The sequence below is a fragment of the Pseudomonas sp. HB05 genome (assembly GCF_016756915.1).
GTDB lineage: Bacteria > Pseudomonadota > Gammaproteobacteria > Pseudomonadales > Pseudomonadaceae > Aquipseudomonas > Aquipseudomonas alvandae.
In genome coordinates this window covers 1-6,125 of the sequence record NZ_JAESPG010000050.1, presented here as the reverse complement: position 1 = coordinate 6,125, position 6,125 = coordinate 1, and the positions used below count along the sequence as shown (strand labels likewise).

Genomic DNA, 6,125 nt, shown 5'->3' with positions numbered 1-6,125 from the left:
CTCTGTGGGAGCGGGCTTGCTCGCGAAGGCGGCGGCGCAGTCGATATTGATGCAAGCTGACACACCGCTTTCGCGAGCAAGCCCGCTCCCACAGGGGAAGGGAGGTGGCTCAGGATTTCGGGGAGATACAGAGCCCGGCGGTTGCCCGGATCAGGGCCAGCCGGTGTATCGGGTGCTGCTTGTTGTGGTGAGTGGCACGGGCCAGCCATTGCGGACACTGCGGGTCGGTGCGGTAGGGCGCGAAGTCGGCCAGTTGCTGCAGCAGGCGCTTTTGCAGGCGGTCGAGTTTGGGGCGGATCTCGCCCACCAGGTCCGGGCGTGGCAGATCCGGTGCCTTGCCCTCCAGGGCCCAGTCGGACAAGTTGACGTATTGGATAAATTTGTTGGCCTCTATCTGGGCGGCGAAAAACGTTTCCACGGTTTCACCGCTCAGCTTGTAGATCGGCGCCTGGGCTACGGCGGCGGCAATGACTTCACGTTCGCGCTGACGGTCTTCCACGGGTTTGCCGCTGTCCCATTTGCTCAGCGCCACTTGATCGGCGATCTGCAGGCGTTCGCCGATGGCATTGAGCAGCGGGGTCAGCGCTTCGGGGGCGTTGTTGGCCTCGGCTGTGGAACATAGCAGTGCTGCAGACAGGGCGAGGCAAATCTTCAAGCGGGAAGTCATTGGCAATCTCGTCTTGTGAGGGAAGCGGCGCATCATCATGCACGTAACCTGCGCCCATAAAAAAGGCCTCCCGAAGGAGGCCTCTCTTTAACTCACGCCGTGCGTGGCGGCGCTTACTGGATCAGCAGCTGTAGTACAGCTCGTATTCCAGTGGGTGTACGAAGGTGCGAACCTTGATTTCTTCTTCGCTTTTCAGTGCGATGTAAGCGTCGATGAAGTCATCGCTGAATACGCCGCCCTTGGTCAGGAACGCACGGCCCTTGTCCAGCTCTTCCAGGGCTTCTTTCAGGCTGCCACAAACCTGTGGGATTTCCTTGGCCTCTTCAGGCGGCAGGTCATACAGGTTCTTGTCAGCGGCATCGCCAGGGTGGATCTTGTTCTGGATACCGTCCAGGCCAGCCATCATCAGTGCAGCGAAGGCCAGGTAAGGGTTGGCAGCCGGATCCGGGAAGCGCGCTTCGATGCGGCGGGCTTTCGGGCTGTTCACGTAAGGAATACGGATCGAGGCGGAACGGTTGCGAGCCGAGTAGGCCAGCATCACCGGGGCTTCGAAGCCTGGCACCAGACGCTTGTAGGAGTTGGTCGACGGGTTGGTGAAGCCGTTCAGGGCCTTGCCGTGCTTGATGATGCCGCCGATGAAGTACAGGGCGGTGTCCGACAGGCCGGCATAACCTTCGCCAGCAAAGGTGTTCTTGCCGTCCTTGGAGATCGACATGTGCACGTGCATGCCCGAACCGTTGTCGCCGTACAGAGGCTTCGGCATGAAGGTCGCGGTGCGGCCGTAGGCGTCGGCAACGTTGTGTACGCAGTACTTCAGGGTCTGTACTTCGTCAGCCTTCTTCACCAGCGTGTTGAATTTCACGCCGATTTCGTTCTGGCCGGCAGTCGCCACTTCGTGGTGGTGAACTTCGACGGTCTGGCCCATTTCTTCCAGTGCGTTGCACATGGAGGTACGGATTTCGTGGTCGAAGTCGAACGGTGGAACCGGGAAGTAGCCACCCTTGATGCCTGGACGGTGGCCTTTGTTGCCGCCTTCCACGTCCTGGTCGGACATCCACGAACCTTGTTCGGAGAAGATCTTGAACATGGAGCCGGAGATGTCGGACTTGAACTTGACCGAGTCGAAGATGAAGAATTCGGGCTCTGGACCGAAGAAAGCGGTGTCGCCAATACCGGTGGACTTCAGGTATTCCTCGGCACGGTGGGCGATGGCGCGTGGGTCGCGGTCATAGCCTTGCATGGTCGAAGGTTCGATGATGTCGCAGACCAGGATCAGGGTCGGCTCTTCGGTGAACGGGTCCAGGACGGCAGTGCTGTCGTCCGGCATCAGGATCATGTCGGAGGCTTCGATGCCTTTCCAGCCGGAGATGGAGGAACCGTCGAACATCTTGCCGATTTCGAAGAATTCGTCGTCCAGTGCATCACGGGCCGGCATGGTCACGTGATGTTGAGTGCCTTTGGTGTCAGTGAAGCGCAGATCAATCCACTTGACGTCATGATCTTTGATGAGTTGAACCGACTTCGACATATGTCCTCCGGGTGGCTTCGGGCGGGTAGTGGAGTGCCCTTAGATATGGGTGATGCCGGCGCGAATACTCTGCCAAGGCAACCTGCCTCACAAGGGAGCAAATTGCATGCCAGTGCCCCACCATGGGTTTTTTGCACCAAATCCACGCTTTTAAAGGCGTAAATCCAAGATTGTCGGACAATAACGCACTGCAATGTGGCGCCGTCAATCAATAATGACCTGTTTTGGTGCATGCAAAACCATCTGCACATTAACTGGTTAAACCTTGAGCAATTTCCGCTATAATCCGCGCCCCCCTTTTTCGGCTGGCCGTTCGCGCGCTGTTTTCATGAAACTAATCGTAAAAGTCTTCCCCGAGATCACCATCAAGAGCCGCCCGGTACGGATGCGTTTCATCCGCCAGTTGGCCAAGAACATCCGTGCCGTGCTCCGTGACCTGGACCCGGCCGTGGTGGTGAATGGCGTGTGGGACAACCTCGAACTGGAAACCCGCGTCAGCGAACCCAAGCTGCTGAAGGAAATGACCGAGCGTCTGAGCTGCATGCCAGGCATCGCGCATTTCCTGCAGGTCGACGAATACCCGCTGGGGGACTTCGACGACATCCTCGCCAAATGCATGCTCCATTATGGTGATGCGCTGGCCGGCAAGATCTTTTCGGTACGCTGCAAGCGCGCCGGCAAGCACCCGTTCAGTTCGATGGACGTGGAACGTTATGTCGGCAGCCAGTTGCGCCGGCAGTGCGGCGCCGCCGGGATCTCCTTGAAGGATCCTGAAATTGAAGTGCGCATCGAGATTCGCGACCAGCGGTTGTTCGTGATCCACAGCCAGCACGACAGCATCGGTGGATACCCGCTGGGCTCGTTGGAGCAGACGCTGGTGTTGATGTCCGGTGGTTTCGACTCCACCGTCGCCGCCTACCAGATCATGCGTCGCGGCCTGATGAGCCATTTCTGCTTCTTCAATCTCGGCGGGCGCGCCCACGAATTGGGCGTAATGGAAGTGGCGCACTTCATCTGGAAGAAGTACGGCAGCTCCCAACGCGTGTTATTTGTGAGCGTGCCGTTCGAAGAAGTCCTGGGCGAGATTCTCGGCAAAGTCGATAACAGTCATATGGGCGTCATTTTGAAGCGTATGATGTTGCGTGCCGCGACGAGCATCGCCGACCGCCTGCACATCGACGCGCTGGTGACCGGCGAGGCGATTTCCCAGGTATCGAGCCAGACGTTGCCGAACCTGTCGGTGATCGACTGCGTGACCGAGAAACTCGTGCTGCGTCCGCTGATCGCCAGCCACAAGCAGGACATCATCGACACGGCCAACGAGATCGGCACCGTCGATTTTGCCCGGCACATGCCGGAGTATTGCGGGGTCATCTCGGTCAATCCGAAGACGGCGGCCAAGCGCGGTCGCGTGGAACACGAAGAGAAAGAATTCGACATGGCGGTACTCGAACGCGCGATCGAGAACGCCAGGCTGGTACCGATCGATCGGGTCATCGACGAATTGGGCCAGGACATCCAGATTGAAGAAGTCGGCGAAGCGCTGGCCGGTCAGATCATCATCGACATCCGTCATCCGGACGATGCTGAAGACGACCCGCTGAGCGTCGCCGGCGTCGAGGTACAAACGATGCCGTTCTATGCAGTGAACGCGCGTTTCAAGGAACTGGACCCTACTCGCCAGTACCTGCTGTATTGCGACAAAGGCGTGATGAGTCGCCTGCATGCCCACCATTTGCTCAGTGAGGGGCATGCCAATGTGCGCGTTTATCGACCGAGCTAAGTGCCCGGGGCTGTTTGCCTGTGGCCTGCGTCACCGGCCCCCCGACGCCGCCGACACGCTGTAACTGTCGGACTCTACTGTAAATCGCTGCCACGACCTGTCAGCACACCGAATCCTCTGATCGAGATACACAAGTGATCGAAAATCTACGCAACATCGCCATCATTGCTCACGTTGACCATGGTAAGACCACCCTGGTAGACAAACTCTTGCGTCAATCCGGCACCCTGGAGCGCAACGAGCTCAACGACGAGCGCGTGATGGACTCCAACGACCAGGAAAAAGAGCGCGGTATTACCATCCTGGCGAAAAACACCGCCATCAACTGGAACGGCTACCACATCAACATCGTGGACACCCCGGGCCACGCCGACTTCGGTGGTGAAGTAGAGCGCGTGATGTCGATGGTCGACTCCGTGCTGCTGCTGGTCGACGCCCAGGACGGCCCTATGCCGCAAACCCGTTTCGTGACCAAGAAGGCCTTCGAAGCCGGCCTGCGTCCGATCGTGTGCATCAACAAGGTTGACCGTCCAGGCGCGCGTCCGGACTGGGTCCTGGACCAGATCTTCGACCTGTTCGACAACCTGGGCGCCACCGAAGAACAGCTGGACTTCAAAGTCGTCTACGCCTCGGCCCTGAACGGTATTGCCGGTCTGGACCACACCGACATGGCTGAAGACATGACCCCGCTGTACCAGTCGATCGTCGACAACGTACCTGCGCCGAAAGTCGACCGTGACGGTCCGTTCCAGATGCAAATCTCCGCACTGGACTACAACAGCTTCCTGGGTGTTATCGGTGTTGGCCGTATCGCCCGTGGTCGCGTCAAGCCGAACACTCCAGTCGTGGCTATCGGCGCCGATGGCAAGCGTCGCAACGGTCGTATCCTGAAGCTGATGGGTCACCACGGTCTGCACCGTGTAGACGTCGAAGAAGCGGCTGCCGGCGACATCGTCTGCATCAGCGGCCTGGACTCGCTGTTCATCTCCGACACCCTGTGCCACCCGGACACCGTTGAAGCGATGAAGCCGTTGACCGTCGACGAGCCAACCGTTTCCATGACCTTCCAGGTAAACGACTCGCCATTCTGCGGTAAAGAAGGCAAGTTCGTGACGTCCCGTAACATCAAGGAGCGTCTGGACAAGGAGCTGCTGTACAACGTTGCACTGCGCGTTGAAGAAGGCGACTCGGCTGACAAGTTCAAGGTCTCCGGCCGTGGCGAACTGCACCTCTCGGTACTGATCGAAACCATGCGTCGCGAAGGCTTCGAAATGGCTGTAGGTCGTCCGGAAGTGATCATCCGCCTGGTTGACGGCGTGAAGCACGAACCGTTCGAAAACGTCACCATCGACCTGCCGGAAGAATCCCAGGGCAAGGTGATGGAAGAGATGGGCCTGCGTAAGGGCGACCTGACCAACATGGTGCCGGATGGCAAGGGCCGTGTACGCCTGGAATACAACATCCCTGCTCGCGGTCTGATCGGTTTCCGTAACCAGTTCCTGACCCTGACCAACGGTGCTGGCATCCTGACCTCGATCTTCGACCGTTACGACGTGATGAAGTCGGGCGACATGTCCGGTCGCCAGAACGGCGTTCTGGTTTCGGTTGAAACCGGCAAGGCACTGACCTACTCCCTGGAAACCCTCCAGGCGCGTGGCAAGCTGTTCGTTGAACACGGCCAGGAAATCTACGGTGGCCAGATCGTTGGTCTGAACAGCCGTGACAACGACCTGGGCGTGAACCCTACCAAGGGCAAGAAGCTCGACAACATGCGCGCTTCGGGCAAAGACGAAACCATCGCCCTGGTTCCACCTGTTCGCTTCACCCTGGAACAGGCCCTGGAATTCATCCAGGACGACGAGCTGTGCGAAGTGACGCCGAAGTCGATCCGCCTGCGCAAGAAGATCCTGGACGAAAGCGAGCGTACCCGCGCCGCCAAGAAAGCCAAGGCCTGATTGCTTTAGCCTCGGCTGAATGAAAAACGCCCCCGGTTGCGAGACCGGGGGCGTTTTTTTGTGCCTGGGATTTTATGTGGCGCCTGTAGGGCCCCATCGCGAGCAAGCTCGCTCCCACAGTGGATTTATGTCGGACACAAAATCTGTATCCGCTGAAAATCAACTGTGGGAGCGAGCTTGCTCGCGATAGCG

The 6,125-nt window shown here is 58.7% G+C and carries 4 protein-coding genes; 2 read left to right on the top strand and 2 right to left on the bottom strand.

Annotated features, from left to right (window positions below; translation table 11 throughout):
* Positions 1 to 109 precede the first annotated feature (109 nt).
* A complete protein-coding gene (locus JMN22_RS26380; protein WP_198797377.1) occupies positions 110 to 667 on the bottom strand; it encodes a chorismate mutase in 558 nt (185 codons plus the stop codon).
* A 121-nt stretch (positions 668 to 788) separates the two neighbouring features.
* Positions 789 to 2,195: a type I glutamate--ammonia ligase gene (gene glnA, locus JMN22_RS26375; RefSeq protein WP_030141463.1), complete on the bottom strand. Its 1,407-nt coding sequence runs from the start codon at positions 2,193 to 2,195 to the stop codon at positions 789 to 791.
* Positions 2,196 to 2,523: 328 nt separating this feature from the next.
* Here glnA and thiI point away from each other — a divergent pair, with 328 nt between their 5' ends.
* Both thiI and typA read left to right on the top strand, forming a co-directional pair.
* Positions 2,524 to 3,978, top strand: a complete 1,455-nt coding sequence (gene thiI / locus JMN22_RS26370; RefSeq protein ID WP_198797378.1) for a tRNA uracil 4-sulfurtransferase ThiI — start codon at positions 2,524 to 2,526, stop codon at positions 3,976 to 3,978.
* A 134-nt stretch (positions 3,979 to 4,112) separates the two neighbouring features.
* Positions 4,113 to 5,933: a translational GTPase TypA gene (gene typA, locus JMN22_RS26365; protein WP_198797379.1), complete on the top strand. Its 1,821-nt coding sequence runs from the start codon at positions 4,113 to 4,115 to the stop codon at positions 5,931 to 5,933.
* Positions 5,934 to 6,125 lie beyond the last annotated feature (192 nt).